The 15,177-nt window shown below is 49.4% G+C and carries 13 protein-coding genes; 7 read left to right on the top strand and 6 right to left on the bottom strand.

Annotated elements, in window-relative coordinates:
* Positions 1 to 37 precede the first annotated feature (37 nt).
* Both Q7P68_RS06995 and Q7P68_RS06990 read right to left on the bottom strand, forming a co-directional pair.
* Positions 38 to 1,720 carry a SulP family inorganic anion transporter gene (locus tag Q7P68_RS06995; RefSeq protein ID WP_304224377.1) on the bottom strand — a complete coding sequence of 561 codons (1,683 nt, stop codon included), beginning with the start codon at positions 1,718 to 1,720 and terminating at the stop codon, positions 38 to 40.
* Positions 1,721 to 1,853: 133 nt separating this feature from the next.
* Complete coding sequence (locus Q7P68_RS06990; RefSeq protein ID WP_304224376.1) at positions 1,854 to 2,465, bottom strand: NUDIX hydrolase; 612 nt, start codon at positions 2,463 to 2,465, stop codon at positions 1,854 to 1,856.
* A 108-nt stretch (positions 2,466 to 2,573) separates the two neighbouring features.
* On the opposite strand from Q7P68_RS06990, the gene Q7P68_RS06985 reads away from it, so the two are divergent.
* Genes Q7P68_RS06985 through Q7P68_RS06975 form a run of 3 tightly spaced genes read left to right on the top strand, consistent with a single transcriptional unit; the run spans position 2,574 to position 5,914 of the window.
* Positions 2,574 to 4,490: a glycosyltransferase gene (locus Q7P68_RS06985; protein ID WP_304224375.1), complete on the top strand. Its 1,917-nt coding sequence runs from the start codon at positions 2,574 to 2,576 to the stop codon at positions 4,488 to 4,490.
* Between the two features lie 53 nt (positions 4,491 to 4,543).
* Positions 4,544 to 5,554 (top strand): hypothetical protein, encoded by a 1,011-nt coding sequence (locus Q7P68_RS06980; RefSeq protein WP_304224374.1) that lies wholly within the window; start codon positions 4,544 to 4,546, stop codon positions 5,552 to 5,554.
* A gap of 27 nt (positions 5,555 to 5,581) precedes the next feature.
* Positions 5,582 to 5,914 (top strand): YqfO family protein, encoded by a 333-nt coding sequence (locus Q7P68_RS06975; protein WP_304224373.1) that lies wholly within the window; start codon positions 5,582 to 5,584, stop codon positions 5,912 to 5,914.
* Here the strand turns inward: Q7P68_RS06975 and Q7P68_RS06970 are convergent.
* A complete protein-coding gene (locus Q7P68_RS06970) occupies positions 5,902 to 7,068 on the bottom strand; it encodes a nucleotide sugar dehydrogenase (RefSeq protein WP_304224372.1) in 1,167 nt (388 codons plus the stop codon). The genes Q7P68_RS06975 and Q7P68_RS06970 overlap by 13 nt on opposite strands.
* A 107-nt stretch (positions 7,069 to 7,175) precedes the next feature.
* On the bottom strand, positions 7,176 to 7,991 hold the full coding sequence (locus Q7P68_RS06965; RefSeq protein ID WP_304224371.1) for an AAC(3) family N-acetyltransferase: 816 nt from the start codon (positions 7,989 to 7,991) through the stop codon (positions 7,176 to 7,178).
* Positions 7,992 to 8,183: 192 nt separating this feature from the next.
* Between Q7P68_RS06965 and Q7P68_RS06960 the strand changes: the two genes are divergently transcribed.
* Positions 8,184 to 9,416 (top strand): LA_2272 family surface repeat-containing protein, encoded by a 1,233-nt coding sequence (locus Q7P68_RS06960; protein WP_304224370.1) that lies wholly within the window; start codon positions 8,184 to 8,186, stop codon positions 9,414 to 9,416.
* Positions 9,417 to 9,440: 24 nt separating this feature from the next.
* Here Q7P68_RS06960 and Q7P68_RS06955 read toward each other — a convergent pair whose 3' ends face one another.
* Both Q7P68_RS06955 and Q7P68_RS06950 read right to left on the bottom strand, forming a co-directional pair.
* A complete protein-coding gene (locus Q7P68_RS06955) occupies positions 9,441 to 10,061 on the bottom strand; it encodes a carbonic anhydrase (protein WP_304224369.1) in 621 nt (206 codons plus the stop codon).
* 1 nt (position 10,062) lies between these two features.
* Positions 10,063 to 11,034 (bottom strand): carbohydrate kinase family protein, encoded by a 972-nt coding sequence (locus Q7P68_RS06950; protein WP_304224368.1) that lies wholly within the window; start codon positions 11,032 to 11,034, stop codon positions 10,063 to 10,065.
* 209 nt (positions 11,035 to 11,243) lie between these two features.
* On the opposite strand from Q7P68_RS06950, the gene Q7P68_RS06945 reads away from it, so the two are divergent.
* From Q7P68_RS06945 to Q7P68_RS06935, 3 genes are all read left to right on the top strand, one after another.
* Entirely contained in the window at positions 11,244 to 12,593 is a 1,350-nt protein-coding gene (locus Q7P68_RS06945) for an MATE family efflux transporter (RefSeq protein ID WP_304224367.1), read from the top strand.
* A 61-nt stretch (positions 12,594 to 12,654) separates the two neighbouring features.
* Positions 12,655 to 13,422, top strand: a complete 768-nt coding sequence (locus Q7P68_RS06940) for a substrate-binding periplasmic protein (protein ID WP_304224366.1) — start codon at positions 12,655 to 12,657, stop codon at positions 13,420 to 13,422.
* Between the two features lies 1 nt (position 13,423).
* On the top strand, positions 13,424 to 15,160 hold the full coding sequence (locus Q7P68_RS06935) for a sensor histidine kinase (RefSeq protein WP_304224365.1): 1,737 nt from the start codon (positions 13,424 to 13,426) through the stop codon (positions 15,158 to 15,160).
* Positions 15,161 to 15,177 lie beyond the last annotated feature (17 nt).

The following is a 15,177-nucleotide window of genomic DNA, read 5'->3' as shown; positions in this document are numbered from 1 at the left end:
GGTCTAGCAGGCAGCATGGGGCTGCCTGCGGTCCTATTTATTTTAACGCTTCTAGTGCATCTTCCACCTTGGCGACAAGGTTTGTTGTTCCCAAAGAGTCTATAAAGCCTGCACGTTCCAGGGCTTTGCAGGGCTGTTCTCTAACTTCAGAGAGGTACAGCGCTATATGGTGTTTACGGCAATAGGATAAAAAAGATTCTAGGGCCGCAATGCCGGCGGTGTCTACCGCTGGGACCTGTCCCATACGGAGAATAAAGGCCCGTGGTTTCTTTTCCAAGGTCATAAGAGTGTCTTGTAAAAGGTCCGCCACCCCAAAGAAGAAGGGCCCGGTAATTTCGTAAATTTCTACATCCTTAGGATGCCGAGGCATATCGTGGGGCTGGTCCTCAGGACTGCCATATACAAGCTCAGATCCCACGTTTTGAGTACCAAGCTTAATTTCTGCGGTCTCCACCATGCGCCTTAAGAAGAGGAAGGCTGCGAGTACCACACCGACTTCTACCGCTACGGTCAGGTCAATCAACACGGTAAGAACAAAGGTGGTAAGTAGGACCATCATATCGCTGCGGGGAGATTTCTTAATAATCCGTACGAAGCGGTGAACTTCGCTCATGTCCCAGGCGACTACCATAAGGACCGCCGAAAGGCTCGCCAGGGGTATAACTGATGCGATGGGTGCAAGGAAAATCATAAAGAGGAGCAGTGTAATGGCATGGACCATGCCGGAAACAGGGCTCTGGGCTCCGGATTTGATATTGGTGGCGGTCCTCGCAATAGCGCCGGTCGCAGGAATACCACCGAAAATAGCGCTGGTGATATTACCCACCCCTTGGGCTACCAGTTCCATGTTTGCATTGTGCCGGTCTCCGGTCATGCCGTCGGCAACCACCGCAGACAGGAGGGATTCAATAGCCGCCAGCATGGCAATGGTAAATGCATCGGGAAATACCGCTTTAATGGTGCTCCAGTGGAAAGCAGGAATGGTAGGAGCAGGCAAAGAAGAAGGGATACCGCCGAAACGGGAGCCAATGGTTTCTACCGGAAGTTTCAGCAGATAGCAGCCTAATGTCGCGACGGTCACGCCTACCACAGAGGCGGGAATGCGGGGAAAAAACCGGCGGATTAGGAGAATCACTACAATGGTTCCCATGCCGACCGCCATGGTCAGGGGGTTAAGCGTGGGAAAATTTTCTACATATTGGGTCCATTTTTCAAAAAACTCAGGAGAAACCTTATCTATTTGCAGTCCAAAAAAATCTTTTACCTGTTGGGAAAAAATGAGAAGCCCAATACCGGTAGTAAAGCCCGTAGTTACCGGATAGGGTATAAACTTAATAAGTTTGCCCAACCCAGAGAGCCCCATAAGGATGAGCATGAGGCCCGCTAGCAGGGTTGCCAGAATAAGGCCTTCCATGCCCTGGCGGCTAATGACACCGAAAATGATAACCACAAAGGCTCCGGTAGGACCTGCAATCTGGTACCGGCTTCCTCCCAATAAGCTGATAAAAAAACCTGCGAAAATCGCCGTATATAAACCCTGAGCGGGGCTGCCCCCTGCAGCGATGCTAAAGGCCATGGCGAGCGGAAGAGCCACAATTCCGACGGTAAGCCCTGCCACTAGATCTTTTGCCAGACTTTCCCACGAATAGGGGAATTTTTTGCCGATCTCAAAGGTGCGGGGAACGAAATTCCCCAGTGAAAAGAGGTTTTTGATGTCCATAGTGCCAAAACTATAGGACTGAAAATAATAAAATTCAAGGGGATGTTTTTGTATATTCTGTAAATAATCGCAAAATAATGCTATTTTCTGTCGTTTATTGCGGATGTTGTTGCACTGCGCGGTACTGCACCCTTTAATGCCTTACCAGTTCTAGCAGTACCGCAAACTCTGCCAATATCATCGCAGTAGCGCCCCAAATGGGCTTTCCTAAAAGCAGATAAGCTGGGGTATAACGGCCGTCTTCCAGCCTATAATCGATTATATGGTTTCTATCTAAAAGGTCGGTAAGGGGAGCCGCGAACCAGCTGGCTACCTCCTGGGGGTTGGGATCAAAATGGGAAACCTGTTCGCAGAATCCTACCACGGGCTGGATGGTGTATCCGCTAGACGAAAGGCCCAAAGGACTTAAACGTCCTAAAATGCTGATCTCTTCTTGTGGTATTCCCATTTCTTCTTCTGTTTCCCGAAGAGCCGCTTGTTCAGCTGTTTCGTCTGGTTCGAGGGCTCCGCCGGGAAGGCCAATCTGGTTTGCATGATGGTTCAAATGGCTGCTGCGGTGTATGAGGGGAAAAAACAAATTCCCAGAATCCGGATAGAGCATAATGAGCACCGCCGAAGGACGGTAGTGAGCTTTCGGTTCAAGTTCATCGCGCCGCCAGGGCGGGGCCATGGCTAGATGTGCGGTCTTGCCCGGCAATGGGGTCTGCAAAGTCCTTTGAATCAAATTTTTATCCAGATCTTTCACGCCGGTTCCCCCTCGACCAAATACATAGGATTCACTACTATTTTATCCTAATAATGTGTGGCTGTGAACGAATACAGCGCTTATTAAAATGCCCATGAGGATCAGTCTATGGTCATTGTGTTTGTTATCGATAATTATGGCATCCTGACCAATGGGACCACCATGACAGCCTATCGTTTTGTAGAAGCTCTTAAGGAACGGGGCCACCAGGTTCGGGTGGTAAGTGTGGGCGTTCAAGGCCCCGACATGTATAGCTTAAAAGAACACTATATACCGATTGTGACTCCGGTGGCCCACAAACAGTCCATGTTATTTGCAAAATATGATCATAAAGTTATGCAGGAAGCCCTGACCGGCGCTGATGTGGTTCATTTTTTCATGCCCTGGCAGCTTGCCCGCCGGGGACTCTTGCTCGCTAAAAAAATGGGAGTCCCCGCAACAGCAGCCTTTCATGTGCAGCCTGAAAACATTACCTATGGAGCAGGCCTCGGGAAACTTGGTGCTCCATTGGCTTCTTTTATATACCATTGGTTCCGCATCCGTTTTTACCGGAAGATCGAACATATCCATTGCCCTTCGCCCTTTATTGCCCGGGAACTTATGAGGCACCATTACAGCGGGAGACTCCATGTTATTTCGAACGGAGTTGGTCCTGCATTTCGGCCTGAGCAGGCTCTTAAGTCAGCGCTGGCTTTTCAGCCGGAGCCAAGCCTTGAGCCCGCTTTTCGGCCCAATGCGGATTTTGCTGCGGGGAGCCGAGCCGAAGGAGCCCCCGGTAGAGGATGTGCCGAATCGAAGATCTTCCATATACTGATGGTAGGCCGTTTCGCGCCGGAAAAGCGCCAGGACGTACTCATTCGGGCGATTAAAAGATCAGCCTACGAAAGCCGCATTCAACTGCACCTGGCCGGCGCCGGGCCCCGGGAAAAGAAACTGCGCCGCCTCGCTGCGGGGCTTACAAATCCGCCCAGCTTCGGTTTTTATAAGCAGGAAGAGCTCATCAAGCTGATCCATTCCTGTGACCTCTATGTACATGCTGCAGATGTGGAAATAGAAGCCATTGCCTGCCTGGAAGCCATCGCCTGCGGCAAGGTACCGGTCATTTCGGACAGTAAAAAGAGCGCCACAAGCCAGTTTGCCCTGGATGAGCGGAGCCTCTTTAAGGCTGGGGACAGCCGGGACCTGGCGCGTAAAAGCGATTACTGGATCGAACACCCTGAGGAACGAGTTAAAATGGAAGCGGCCTACGGCGAACGAGCCCAGGTTTACCGCCTGGAATACTCTATCCGCAAGGCAGAGCAGATGTTCGATGCGGCCCGGAAAGATGAGCAGACGAAGCGGCTCGAAAAGCAGAAACCCGGCCGGGACTACAAACGGCGCATCAACAAGGGGATCCCCACACGGCTTTTTTCCATTGTGTTTTATTATACCATCGCGATTCCCCTGCTTTGGCTTTATTGTACCTTTGTCCTGCGGGTACGGATTAAAAACCGCCCAGTACTTCGTAAGGTTCGCAGAAAGAGCGGGGCGGTCATCGTGGCAAACCATGTACATACCCTGGATTCAGCCATGGTGGGCCTTGCGGCCTTTCCTAAAAAGCCCATATTCACCTCCCTGCCGAGCAACTTTAAACTTCCCGTAGCGGGTGTTCTGGTGAACGCCCTGGGGAGCGTTCCCATACCGGAAACTATTACTGAGGGCCGTATCTTTTTTTACGAGCTTTCCCGGCTCCTGCGCCAGCGGCGATTCATCCATGTATTTCCCGAAGGGGAGCTTGTTCGTTTTGATGCAGAGCTGCGGCCCTTTAAGCGGGGTGCCTTTCAGCTTGCGGTGGAGGCCTCTGTTCCGGTGGTACCCCTGCGGATTAGTTTTCGCAGGCGAGAGTGGGGCTTACTCCGTTTCCTTTTCGGCCAGACCATATATGTACGCATTGGAGAACCCCAATATCCTGACCCACAGCTCCTTGAACGGGAAGCTATTGCGAACCTCATGGAACGGACCCGGGCGGAAATGGAACGGCTGTAGCAATCCTCGCTCATGATGGAAATTATTATTAAAATGGTGATATATTCATATTGATGAAAGTTTCTGCTGTTTTAGTTGCCTTAATGCTGCCCTTGGTGTTCACTTCCTGTTTTTTGTGGCCCAATTATGTACAGTCCTTTGTGGAGGCCAATGCGGTCTGGTCCGAATCGGATGACGAAATCGCCATCATCAGGTCGGTCTATGAAACGACAAACCCTCTGGTTCCTTTTTACGCTGACGAGTCGGCCCGGAACTGGACCAATGTGGTATACCTGGCGGACGGGACCCTGGGAAACCGCCGGGAAGTGTACCGTTGGGCCGACGAGCGGGGAGATGCGGCCCAGGGCTGGATACAAAGCGCGCCGGTCTACTACCGCAGGGGAACGCAATCAATCTACTACCCCTATCTTACCTATGGTATTGTCCGGAATATCCAAACTGGAGCCCGCTACCAGCTTGCAATCCCGAAAGAGAAAATACGGTCTATATTTCGCTATGACGGCTCACCCATGTACGAGGAAGACGGGCTTGTACCGGTTATAGAGGTGCTCCCTTCGCCTTCGGGGAACTATGTGGCGGTGGTGCACCAGGTCTTTGTAAGGACTGGTTCTTTTGATGGGATATATTTGACCGCTGTTGGGGTTTTTACCGCCGATGGAACGTACAAGGGTGCAGTTACGCTTACCGAGTGGAATGGTACAGATATCTACCTTAAGGACCTCTATTACCCAGAGTTCCCCGATCTCAATCCGGCGCCCCCCGCATTCCAGACATATCGGCCCGTACCAACCCATGTGGATACCATGATTGTCTGGCACGAAGAAAGCGGCAGCGCTGTTTTTTATATTTGTAATATAGATCATCTAAAAAATGGTAAAGCCACTGCAATAAAGGTAAGCATTAACGCAACGTCGCTCACTACCGAAACTCTCAACTCGCTACCAAATCTGACCGCGAATCGGTCTACTGCCGGGGGTCCCATCAATTCTCAAACTAAGCTGCTCATGGTACGGGCCTATTCCGGTGAGCCCAACCGCTTTACCGTGATGCTGAGGAACTTATAACATGAGCTTAGGAGTCTAGAACGCCCCATGCATGTCCTCGTTACCTTTGTGCCCCCTCACTCTACCGAGGCTGTCCTTTCTGCCCTTTTTGCTGCCGGTGCTGGAAATTACGGCAACTATGACCACTGTGCCTTTGTCTGTGCCGGGGAAGGCCGCTTTCGGCCCCTGGCGGGCTCCTCGCCTTTCATTGGCACGACTGGGCAGGACGAGCGCTTTGCAGAAAACCGTATAGAACTCCTTGTGGCAGACGATGCGGTAAACCAGGTTCTCGAAGCCTTAAGGCAAAGTCACCCCTACGAGGAGCCCGCCATCTATCTCTTTAAACTCGACGAGCGGGCCCTTCCGCCTCAGTCCCGCTGAAAGAGGTCCCGGGTATACACTTTGTGTTTTACATCATCTAATTCGGGATAGAGCCGGTTGGATACTATAAGATCCGCTTCCTGTTTGAACTTATCCAGATCCCGGTAGACCGGGGAACGGAAAAAGCTCGGTTCCTTAAGAGCCGGTTCGTATACAATGACAGGGATACCCTTCGCCTTAATCCGTTTCATGATCCCCTGTACGGCACTGGACCTAAAATTGTCCGATCCTGCCTTCATGGTAAGCCGGTATATACCGACAGTTTCAGGGTTCTTTGCGATAATACGCTCAGCAATAAAGTCTTTTCGAGTCGTATTGGAACTGACGATGGCCTTGATGAGCCTGTTGGGGACCTTCTGGTAATTGGCTAAAAGCTGTTTTGTGTCCTTAGGTAAGCAATAGCCCCCATAGCCAAAGCTCGGGTTATTATAAAAATGTCCGATCCGGGGATCCCAGCAGACTCCGGAAATGATGTTTTTTGTGTCCAGTCCGTGGGACTCAGCGTAGGTATCCAGTTCATTAAAATAGGCGATGCGCATCGCAAGGTATGTATTGGAAAAAAGCTTTACCGCTTCTGCTTCCGAGGATTCCATGAGGAGTACCGGTACATCAGCCTTTTCTGAAGCTTCCTGCAAGAGCTGGGCAATAATGCGGGCCCGGTCATCGGTCCCCCCTACGATAATCCTGGAAGGATACATAGTATCATACAAGGCATGGCCTTCCCGTAAAAATTCGGGAGAAAAAATAATCTGTTTTGTCCCGTATTTTTTACGCATCTCCGCGGTAAATCCTACCGGCACCGTAGATTTTATGACAATTAAAGTATCATTGTTGATTTTTAAAATGCTTTCGATAACCTGTTCGACGCTTTCAGTGTTAAAATAGTTAGTAACCGGGTCATAATCGGTCGGAGTGGCAATGATTGCCACATCGGCATCTTTAAAAACAGTTGCAGGATCCGTGCTGGCGATGAGCTTCAGTGCGCTGGTGCGAAGCATAGCTTCAAGCTCCGGATCTACAATCGGGCTTTGCCGCTTATTTACCAGTTCAACCCGTTCTGCATTGATATCCAGGGCGTACACGGTATGCTTCCGCGCAAGAAGAACCGCATTCGCCAGCCCTACATAACCTAACCCCGCAACTGCAATGTGCATTTCTGCCTCCATCGCGGCAATTTTATGCGGAAATAGTTAAATCCTTGTTTGCCTTAGGTTAGAATTGTGTGCAATTGAAATTCAGATGATTTTTGAATTTAGCTTATCTACCCCCTATTTCCCTCTATCCAGCGTACCGCAAAGTCCACAAGCTGCCGCTGGGAAAAGAAGCGAGAAGGGGCGTCCCCGACGGTGCAGGGGCTTATGCCTGCTGCTTTTTCAAAGGCTTTGCCGAGCTCATTAAAATCCTCTCCTCCATAGGCAATGTCATCGAACTCCTGCCATGATGTGTGTCCTCCTTCCTCTACCGGCATGCCGTTTTTTATCAGCAATTTGGATGGCCAGGATGCTCGGTATTCTGCGAGGTGAATGGACGTGTTGCGGTCATGTCCCACCCCAAGCAATAAGACATATCCGTCCAGTTCATAGAGGCGGCCCAGCGGACTTTTATCGTTCATGGCAAAATCATAGTGTTCGTCCTGGGTGATATATTCCTTGTGCTTGCCCCAGGCTGCAAAGGATGCTTGGGGATGGCTAGAACGGAGGACCCCGTCCATTTTACGGAACGTTTCCGGTATGGTCCCCATGCCCCTTGTGGGGGTCCGATCTTTCCTGTATGCGGGCATGGCAGCCCGGATAGTTTCCCACCATTCCCGGGGTACCGGAGGATGTTCCCATTGGGCCGGATCGGAAAGGTCTCCCGAATGGGTTGGCATAACAAGGGTTCCTTCTAGGCTTAAAACATTTTGGAATGCGAGAATAACGGTCACTGCTCCGCCGCAAACCCAGCCCAGGGAACTGAGAGACGAATGGAGGAGTACGGTCATGCCAGGCCGAAGACCTGCGGCGCGCAGGTCCTGTTCTAAACTCTGCACCGTATTCGGTCCTTCCCGGCGCTGCTGGATAGTTTCTAATTCACCCATGGGTGCAAGCTTAACCAATATAATTGCCCCTGTCAAAAGTGAGTAATTCCTGAAAAACTGTACCTCCTGTGCTATATTGGAACCGATGCGCTCATCCGAGGCATCCGGGGATTTATGAATGTTCCCCGAACTGTAGTCCGGATTGCCAGGGCCAGTGCTGCGCCTGTGCGGTCGGATAATAAGGAGCCAACAATGAAAGCTACGGTTCGTTCTCTCCTTTCGGTTATGCTAGTTCTTGCCCTTGGGGCGGGAACCCTTTCTGCCCAGGAATCTGATGATCCTGTGCTGCAAAAAGCCCGGGACAAATACCAGGAAAAACTGGACAAGGGCAAGCAAGACAGCGGGACGCAAGGTTCCCTTGCCAGCAGCGGTTCTGATACTGCGGACAATGAATCAGAGGTCCCCTATGTGCCCGTGCTGCTTTCCTTTACGCCTGGCCTTTCCATTCCCTTAGGCTATTACCGGACTTCCGCCTCCTTTGCGGCTATCGGAGCTGCTTTTGATACCTCTTACGGTTTTGCAGGGGCCGGAGTCTTTAATATGTATGACAGGGGCTACGGTTTTCAGGGTGCCGGTGTATTTAATATTTCGGGGAAAAAGATTGGCGGTTTCCAGGGCGCGGGGGTTTTTAACATCGCAGGAGGCGAGGTAGATGGCTTCCAGGGTGCGGGGATCTTTAATATAGCAGGCGGTTCGGTACGGGGAGCCCAGCTAGCCGGTATATTTAACATTGCAGACAAGGTTCAGGGTTCAGTCCAGGCTGCGGGACTCTTTAATATCGCATCCACCGTTAAGGGCATCCAGATTGCAGAGATGTTCAATATTGCCGAGTCGGTGAACGGTATGCAGATTGGGTTTGTGAACATTACCGGCGAACTGCGGGGCCTGCAGATTGGGTTCATCAATATAAGCAATAATGGGGTCGACAGTCTGAGCGCCCTCTATATGCCCGCCACGGATACGGCCTTTGTGTACTGGCAGGCCGGCAGCCCCTTCCTCTATATGGTGCTTGGCGCGGGAGCCCCTCGCAGCGACTGGTTTGTCCGCAATGATAACCTCATGGTGAGCGCCGGTATCGGGACCCGGGTAAGGCTTGGCGGTCCCTATGTTGATGTTGATGTGTCCGCCGAACAGGCCATCGGTTCAGATATCGATGCCATATATCAGGCTGCGGTAGATCATGACAAGGCTGCCTTGGTTTCCTATTGCAAACCCTATCCGTCAGGCCGCATCAGCCTCGGGCTTCCCTTGGGGCGGAATCTTCATCTTACCGGCGGTGTAAAGGTCCTGGTGCAGCTTGAAGAGGGCGGTCTGGTTCCCGAATCCCAGAAAACCCAGGACAGTCTTTCCGCGACCTGGTTCGGTGTTCCCTTTACCGCCTGGTCCCAGTGGTTCTTGGGCGCTAAGGTACGGTTACACTTTTAGCAGTGTTTTTGGCGGTTCCAATTGTTAGTTTATTTTGATGAACCGTTTTTCCTCGGCCTGGTAATTAAAGACCGCTCCGGTTTCGATGTGGTAATACCAGCCGAGGATATTTATTTCCTTGTTCCTGTATTTTTCTTTAATATAAGGATAGGTAATAAGGTGGTTCATCTGTTCCACCACGTTAAGCTGCTCGGTTTTCCATTCCCGCTCTATTTCATCTGTTATTGCTTCGGATTCTATCTTTTGTTTTACCCGGCTGGCTAATTCAAGCCATTTTTGTGTGTGGGGAATTTCGGCGGTCTGCTCTTTGTCCAAAAACAGGGCTTTGCAGCCGCCGCAGTTCGAGTGTCCGCAGACCAGGATGTTTTCTACTTTAAGCACCTTAACTGCGTATTCAATAGCCGAGGTTGTGGCCAGGTATTCTTCGGACTGCCGGTAATAGGGCACAATGTTGGCGATATTGCGGATAACAAAGAGTTCCCCCGGCAGGGTCTTTGTTATCAGGTTTGGTACGATGCGGGAATCGGAACAGCCGATGAACAAGGTATGGGGGGCCTGTTCCCGGCCGAGTTTCTTAAAGAGGTTCTTATATTCTAAAAAGTCCCGGGTACTGAACTCCCGAACTCCGTCAAACAGGTATTCCATTTTAGAGTTCCAAAGCATCCATCTCCGCCATGGTGGGCGGCTCCGCACCGTGTTTAGTACAAACCAGGGATGCGGCCTTGTTTGCAAAGAACAGGGCTTCCTTAAGTTCCGCCTCCGAAAGCTCTGCCAAAGCTGAACGGTTCAATTTCTCCTGCAGCTCAAAGTAGGAGAGGAGGGCTGCGTGGAAGGTGTCGCCGGCGCCGATGGTGTCCGCCACTTTCACAGGAACGACCGGGGCCGTGGCGCTAAAGCGGCTGCCGTCTTTTCGGCGCCCTATGGCCAGGGCACCATCGGCGCCCAAGGTGGTCACGACGAGGGTGGGGCCCAACGAAAGCACCTTTTCAAGCGCCGCTTCCCGCGAGAGGGATGGGTACACATATTCCATGTCGGCGCCGGAAATTTTTACGATTGTGGCGCTGGAGATCCAGCCTTCCAGCCGTTTGACATAGGCTCGGTGGTCATGAATCATGACGGGCCGGACGTTGGGGTCAAGGGATATAACCGGCGCATTGGGGTCTGTCCGCTGGCTTTGAGTGCGGACAAACTGTTCTATGGTGCTGGCCACCGGTTCCATGGTCATGGAAATGGACCCGAAGAGTATTCCATGGAGGTCCTGGGGCAGCTTGTGGGGCAGGTCTTGGAGCGAAAATGAACGGTCCGCGGTGCCTTCGGTGTAAAAAGCATACTGAGGCTCTTTCCCTGATTCTATTTTTACAAAGGCTAAGGTTGAATTTTGTTTTGAGCGGACAATGAGGTCAGTTCTGACATTGTTTTTTTGAAGCCGTTCTACCAGCATGGTGCCGAAGAAGTCAGAAGAAAGGCGGCCCATAAAGCTGACCGGGGCACCAAGGCGGCCCATGGCAATGGCACTGTTATAAGGACTGCCTCCGGGGAGCGGCCGGTAGGTATCAATCCCATCCTGGGTTTTGTAGGGGACCATATCGATAAGGGCTTCGCCGCAACAGAGTATCATCGCTGCCTCCAGAGAAAGAATGATTTTCAAATACTACTGGCTGTCTCTTTGTTGCGCAAGTGGATAATGGTGTTTCGTGTATTTTATAAAGAACTAATGCCCGGTATAAAATTCGTTGGAAAATTTCATCCATCTATACCAATGTTAGAAAATTGTTTATTATTGGCAGCGCAGCCTATAGCGCTGCGTGTGGAGTAACAAAAACAATCATGAATTCGCAAAAATCAGTAAATCCCGGTACTGTCAGCCTTCTGACCCTCGCACTGCCCATATTCCTGGAATCGCTTTTCAGGATGCTGGTCTCATCTATCGATACCTTCATGCTCAGTTCCTATGCCCAGGAAGCGGTAGCTGGTGTGGGAATGGTTGCCCAGTACATGTTTTTTATTCAACTTCTCTTTACTATTGTTTGTACCGGTTCCAGCATTGTGCTGGCCCAATATCTCGGGGCGGATCGGAAAAAGGATGCGGGGCTTATTGCCCAGGCAAGTACTATTCTTATTTTGATGCTCGCCCTCTTGATGACTTTGCTCGTACTGACAGGTTCCTGGTGGCTCCTGTCTCTCTATCCCCTGGAGCCGAAGGTGAGGCTCTACGCATGGCAGTACTTTGTTATCTTTGGCGGTTTTGGCTCGGTTTTTATCGCCTTTAACATGCTGCAGTCGACGGTCCTGCGAACCTATGGTTATACCCGGGATACCATGTACATTTCAATTATTGCCAATCTTATAAATGTGCTTGGCAATTCTTTGGCCCTCTACGGCTGGTTTGGTCTCCCGGTCACCGGCGTAGCTGGTGTGGCTGTTTCTTCGGTCGTATCCCAAATTGCGGCGGTCCTTATGACCCGCTGGCGGATTAAGTCCCATCATTCTATTTTGTTTAAAGCCGAAGGTTGGCGAAACGTCCCTGCATCAATTTATAGAAAGATTCTTGAGATCGGTGTGCCCTCCGCTGGGGAAGCCCTTTCCTACAATGTGGGGCAGATTGTTATTATGGCCATGGTTACAACCCTGGGCACATATGCTATGTCGGCTCAAGTGTACGCCCAGACCTTGGTTCGGTTTGTGTTTGTGGCGGCCATGTCGATTGGAAATGCGGCTCAGATTAAGACTGGGTATTTTGTAGGGGCTCGGCAGCCCGAATCGGCGTACAAAAGGGTATTTATGTATCAGCTCGCGGGAACCATGATATCCTTTACCCTGGTTTTGCTGCTTAATCTGTTTAAGCAGCCGCTTATCGGGATCTTTACCCATGTTAAGGAAATTGCCCAGGTAACCTACAACATGCTCTTTGTTTCGTTCTATGTGGAAACCGGAAGGTCTATCAATTTGATTACTATTCCTGCCCTCAAAGGCGCGGGAGATGTGAAGTTCCCTGTCATGGTTGGCATTGTTTCTATGTGGGGCCTTGGAGTCTTTGGTGCCTGGCTTTTGGGGCTGCATTTTAGTCTTGGCATGGTCGGTATTTGGCTTGCAGTGGGGACCGATGAAACAATCCGGGGTATTATTATGCTCTTCCGCTGGAAGAGCAAGCGCTGGATGGCCAAGGCTATTGTGTAAGAAAAAAGAGAAAATTTGACATTCATATCAACGGTCTCTTAAAATTCTCATGGGGTATTTCATGAGAAAAACCGGTAAGATCGCTGTCCGGGTTTTAATACTTGCACTCTTTTTCTCGCAAGCAGTTATTGCTGAAAGCGGTCTTTTCGCCCAACAGATCCTCATGGTGAACGAAGTTTGGGCTCCGTACCGTATAGGCACAAACGATAAACCTCATGAGTGGACCGGTATTGATATAGACCTGGTCCGAGAACTGGAAAAGCGGCTTAACATAAAGGTTACAATTACGAGCGCTTCTTGGGCCCGCTGTCTTGAAATGATTCGAAATAATCAGGCTGATATGCTTACTGGAGTAGCTTGGACTGAGGAGCGGACTCATACCATGTTATACGTTCCTACCAGCTATAGCACGGTACAGCCTGTATTTTATACTAAGAAAGGACGAGAGAATCAATTAAAATCCTATGAAGACCTGCGAGGTTTGACAATCGGACAATCTATAAGCTCCGCCTATTTTGAACCTTATAACTCCGATGCATCCATCAATAAATTGCACCTAAAAGATGAAATAATTATTCTCAAAATGCTTGAATCTGAACGAATTGATCTTGCTATCGGTACTGAACCAAACATCAGCTGGGATGTGGCTCAAAATGGTCTTCGCGGTGTTCTTGTTCCGACACGGTGGCAGCCGGAACAAAAAACGGCTCTATTTATCGTATTTTCATCTAAATGGAAGGATTCCAAACTGATAGAGGATGTTAACCGTGCGATAAAAGATATGATATCGGACGGAACTATAACGGCAATTCATGCAAAATATAAATAACATGAAAAAAGTATTCATGCTTACATCTATAAAGAGAAATCTTCTTGATGAAATAGGTTTTTTATTGATCGGTCTTACTTCCCTCGGCATTATCCTCGTAGAAATTGGGGCCCTCTTTTTTATAAGCCAGACCATGACAAGGGAACTACAGCAGGAGTCTGAGCGAACAACGAGTGAATTTGTTTCTATCCTGGAAATACCCTTATATATATTGGATGATGACCAGTGTATCCGGATTGGCCAGACTCTGCTTTCCTCGGGAAGAATTTCGGGGATACAGCTGATTTCATCCTATTCAAATGTGCTGCTGGACATACCAAACAGGGATCCCCGATCCTCGATTAAAAGCCGCGAAGGAACGATTTATTACAACAATGTATTTTTAGGGTCCTATCGTTTGGATTTCAGCGACCTGCAGATCCGGAGTGTAAATGCTAATTTATTAAAAGTAATTCTGCTCGCGATATGCGCTATGATCATTATTACCATTACATTGCTCCGTTCTATTATTTATCCGAAGGTAAATAAGGAATTAGCGCCTATTCTTGAAAGTTTATATCGTATCAAGGAAGGAGAATATCAGCAGCGAATTCCCGAAAGTTCCTATCCTGATGTCAATATGATGATTACGACTATTAACTCAATGAGCGAGCAGATTTACAAACACCGGCAGGAATTGCTGCATCTCAATGAACAGCTGGAAGAAAAAGTTGCAGATCGTACCTGCGCCTTGGAGGCATCTCTCAGGGAACTGCAAAGAACGCAGGACCAGCTGGTAAGAACAGAAAAATTAACTGCCCTGGGAACCCTTTCTGCAGGCATAGCCCATGAGCTTAATTCCCCCCTGGGTGCTATACAATCTTCGGACAATATTATTAAAAATTTCTTTGTCAGTGAGATTCAGAAATTTCTTGAAGACTTTGCATCATTGGGCAAGCATTCCCAGGCCCGTCTCATCGAATTGTATCAGTACGTGAAAAAACAGATTAGCCGCAAACAGAATGATAGTTCATCAATTATCTTATATAAAAAAGCAGAAGAAATACTGTCCGCAGAAGGGATAGATAACGCTGCTCTTTTAGCCGAGAACCTGGTAGAAATTGGTTTAATGCCAGGAACAAGTATCCCTCTCGAATGGCTTAAGTACCCTGACGCAGCCCTTCTTGTTTCCCTGGTGAGCCGGCTTGCGGTTGTCATGGATATGGCGGAAGTAATTCATCTAGCAACGGAGAAAGCCGCACGGGTAGTAGGTGCTATTCAATACTACCTCATGCCGGAAATAGCCGCATCTCAAACCGAATTTAAGCTTGAAGAGCGGATCGACAACATTTTAGTTTTAATGGAGTCTTTTATAAAGCAAGGGGTGAATGTTCAGAAACAATATACGGGAATATTGCTTAAGGGGTCTCCAGAAAAATTGGATCAGGTGTGGTTTAATATTATTAAAAATGCTTTGCAAGCTATGGATTATCAAGGTGTACTGACTATTAGCACTGAATTATTGGAACCTGATCGGGTCCGGGTGAGTATTACCGATACTGGCAAGGGAATAGCCAAGGAGAATCAGGCGCATATTTTTGAACCCTTTTTTACAACGAAAAAGGATGGAGAAGGTATTGGACTTGGGCTGGATATATCTAAAAAGATAGTCGAAAGCCACGGGGGCCTTATTGGTTTTTCTAGTGTTCCCGGGAAAACGGTCTTTTTTGTAGAGCTTCCCAATGCCCGGCTGAGCTGATTGGTATGGCCAGATCT

The organism is Gracilinema caldarium (genome assembly GCF_029265695.1).
In the GTDB taxonomy this organism is placed as follows: Bacteria; Spirochaetota; Spirochaetia; order Treponematales; family Breznakiellaceae; genus Gracilinema; species Gracilinema caldarium_A.
Note: the sequence above shows the minus strand (reverse complement) of the source record. Positions and strands in the feature narration are given on the sequence as shown.